Consider the following 2,800-nt stretch of genomic DNA (forward strand, 5'->3'; position numbering starts at 1 on the left):
GCTGTACACGGTGGCCACCAATAACGTGGTGTCGCCTTGTTCAACCAACTTAAACCGTTTTACGGCTTGCTCTGAATCGGTTTGCCCTAAAGTAAAGAGCTTTTCTATTTATTGAAAAGAAAAAGCAGCAAAACTTCCTTACTGCTTTTTTAGAAAATTTTTATTAAGTTAGTCAGGAAAACCTGATAATAAAAAGTCAATTTCTTTTTCTATTTTGTCTTCGATCTTAAGAAAAGGAGGAGATTCCCATTCAGAAAGAAGATCTTTAATAATATATATATCATTTCTTAAATATGGTTCTATACAAGTCCTAACCTCTTGATAATTTTCAACACTACAAATTAAGTCAATATGGAGTTGTAAGTTAACCAGCCTTTCTTTTTCGAACCATCGGTCTTCTTCAAAATATTCCAAGTAATAGATTGCTTCCCAAGGTAATGCGAGTTCTTTTGGTGGTTTATCTTTGACCATTGCTGCTATTGTAAATAGACCTAAAATACCTGCACCTGCACCTGCACCCGCAAAGGCCATTGGCCCTAAAATAAACAATAAAACAACAGCGGCTATACTACCAACAATTAAAAAACCTTTTACCAAAACCTCTCTATACGCTTTTCCTCGTTTATAGCTGTATACATAAATCCCTGTTGATGTAATTCGATGATAACAGCGCTCAGGAGCAACATACATTTCTATAGTAAAAATGAATAAGGTCATAATACCTATACCAATATTTCTAAACAATTCCTGTCCTCTGACATCATCTAGGAATAAGTAGCCTGAAATAGAAAGAAAAAATGCAAATAAGATGAGAAAAAAAGCCCCCTCCCTACTTCTTCTTTCCCAAAGGTTAATTTCCCACTCCATTAATACAGGGTCATTTTTGATATGATTTTTATATTTACTCATAAAAGAAGCTAACCGAGAAGGGTTGTCCTTAAGCACTGGATCGTTCATCACCGATTGGCGGATCGCTTCATATTGTTCTTTTCGTTTTAAATCCATTCTTATTTTCTAGTTATTGAGAAAAGAAAAAGCAGCAAAATTTCCTTGCTGCTTTATATATTACTTCATGCTATTAAAACTACCTCTCGAACAACCTACCATCGTAGAATGGCAATTCCAATTTCCTTCTTTTTATTGAATTATCCATTTCATCAGTAAAGTAGTCATCATTTTCAGTATATAAAACGCCTTCACGCATTTTAGAGGTAATTATTTCGTTTACTCTTTCATAATCATTTACTGAGCATCGTACATCCATATAATGAATAAAAAAGTAACGATCTTTTCTTAGAAATGAATTTTTAGAATAAGCTGAAATCATAAACATTCCTTGCCAAGGCATTGCTATTTCTTTCACTTTGTCTTGTTTTTGTACCAAAGCATAAAAGGTAAAGATCCCCAACATACCCGCACCTGCTCCTGCGAAGGCCATCAAGCCCATGTAAAAGGTTAAAATAATACCCGCAACAACAGTAATGAGTAATAACAGACCAGCTAAAAGCTGCCTGATTTTTTTGCCTCGCTTGTATTGATAGACATAAACACCACTTTCTGTCAGTTTATGATTATATCGAATTGGATACATTAACATAGCATTAATAAAGAGTAGAATTACAGAAATACCACCAGTAAAAAAGAACCAATCATCAGGCATAGCAAAAATAGAAAAAGTAGCAGCAATAATAATACTGATCATCATTATATAAAAATCCCCTACCGTATTTTTATCCCAGTGATCAAACTTCCATTCCATAATAGCTGGTTCGGACAATATAATGTCTTTGTAAGTATCGGAGAATTTCTGTAAACGTGCAGTATCGTCTGTTAACGCTGGATCGTTCATCACCGATTGGCGAATCGCCTCATATTGCTCTTTTCGTTTTAAATCCATTCTTATTTTCTAGTTATTGAGAAAAGAAAGCAGCAAGATAACCTTGCTGCTTTTTATTACCTTATTTTCATTTAAATGAAGTAAAAGGAGGGACTATATTTATTCAATCATTCTCCATATCGATTACGTGGATGGAAGTACCATACAAATTCAATCTCTTTTTCTGACTCTTCCATTAACTTTTCAAACTCTGCTGTCTGTCTATTTTTTCGCCCAGGTTTAATATATTGGGTACATTCCATTTTATAATGATCCAAAATATTTCTAACCTCAGAATAGTTTTTTATATCGCAGACCATATCCACCTGAAGCTGGACAGAAAATATTTTTTTCTTTCTAAAAAGTCCATTATGCTCATCAACTTCTATAGCAAAAATAGCTTCCCACGGCAATGCAAACTCTTTTGGTAGCTTATCCTTCACCATCGCTGCCAGTTTAAATAAACCAAGTGTACCAGCCCCTGAGCCTGCAAATGCCATTGGACCTAGAATAAACAATAAAACAACGGCAGCTATACCACCGACAATTAAAAAACCTTTAACCAAAGCCTCTCTATATACTTTTCCTCGTTTATAGCTGTATACATACACCCCAGTAGGAGTAATTTTGTGATAATAACACTCAGGTGCAACGTACATGGCAGTAATAAAAACGAATAAAAGTATTAAACCTAACCCAATAATTATAAATAACTGCTGCGCACCGACATCATCAAAAAATAGGTAACCGGAAATAGAAATAAAGAACCCAAGCAGTATAAGAAAAATCGCCCCCTCTCGACTTCCACTTTCCCACAGGTTCATCTCCCACTCCATGACTGCTGGCTCATTCTTTATATGTTTTATATAGTGTTCCATAAAAGAAACCAACCGAGAAGGGTTGTCCTTAAGCGTCGCATCATTC

3 protein-coding genes are annotated in these 2,800 nt (G+C 35.0%); all 3 read right to left on the minus strand.

Annotated elements, in window-relative coordinates; genetic code table 11:
- Positions 1-168: 168 nt before the first annotated feature.
- Entirely contained in the window at positions 169-1,005 is an 837-nt protein-coding gene (locus MHO82_RS25610; RefSeq protein WP_239189434.1) for a hypothetical protein, read from the minus strand.
- Positions 1,006-1,084: 79 nt separating this feature from the next.
- On the minus strand, positions 1,085-1,897 hold the full coding sequence (locus MHO82_RS25615; protein ID WP_239189436.1) for a hypothetical protein: 813 nt from the start codon (positions 1,895-1,897) through the stop codon (positions 1,085-1,087).
- Positions 1,898-2,004: 107 nt separating this feature from the next.
- A partial coding sequence (locus MHO82_RS25620; protein WP_239189438.1) for a hypothetical protein occupies positions 2,005-2,800 on the minus strand: 796 nt, incomplete at its 5' end.

Source organism: Vibrio sp. Of7-15 (genome assembly GCF_022347565.1).
GTDB lineage: Bacteria > Pseudomonadota > Gammaproteobacteria > Enterobacterales > Vibrionaceae > NORP241.